Genomic DNA, 432 nt, shown 5'->3' with positions numbered 1-432 from the left:
GCTAATTGCGCTTGTTTTAGTGCTTTTTGCATTGCAGATTGCGCGCCCATACCATTGGGATCGGGCGCTGAAATATGATGTGCATCAGAGCTTTCGCCGCCACCGTACAGTGCAATTGCTTTATCTGTAATTGCGCTTACGCCTTTACTCATTACAAATAATGCCGAGCCTTCACCAATATTAATGCCGTCTCGGCTACTTGAAAACGGCTGGCAAACTCCGCTACTTAACGACGCTAACGAATCAAAACCATTGAGAGTAAGTTGGCATAGGGTGTCAACGCCACCGCATATAACAACATCGGCCATAGCAGCTTTTAGCAGTGCGCGGGCACTTAGTAATGCTTTTGCACTTGATGTACAGGCTGTAGAAATACTATAACAGGGTCCCTTTGCATCAAGCTTTTGCGCAATATAGTGTGCTGGGGTGGCA

General features: G+C 46.8%; 1 protein-coding gene. It reads right to left on the bottom strand.

What is annotated here, in order from left to right; translation table 11 throughout:
- Positions 1-432 (bottom strand): beta-ketoacyl synthase N-terminal-like domain-containing protein (locus AAEY62_RS20385; RefSeq protein ID WP_350636021.1); only part of this gene is annotated, 432 nt, incomplete at both ends.

The sequence above is a fragment of the Pseudoalteromonas sp. GW168-MNA-CIBAN-0100 genome (assembly GCF_040309225.1).
GTDB classification, from domain to species: Bacteria; Pseudomonadota; Gammaproteobacteria; order Enterobacterales; family Alteromonadaceae; genus Pseudoalteromonas; species Pseudoalteromonas arctica.
The sequence above is the reverse complement of the archived record's forward strand: the minus strand, read 5'-3'. Positions and strand labels throughout refer to the sequence as shown.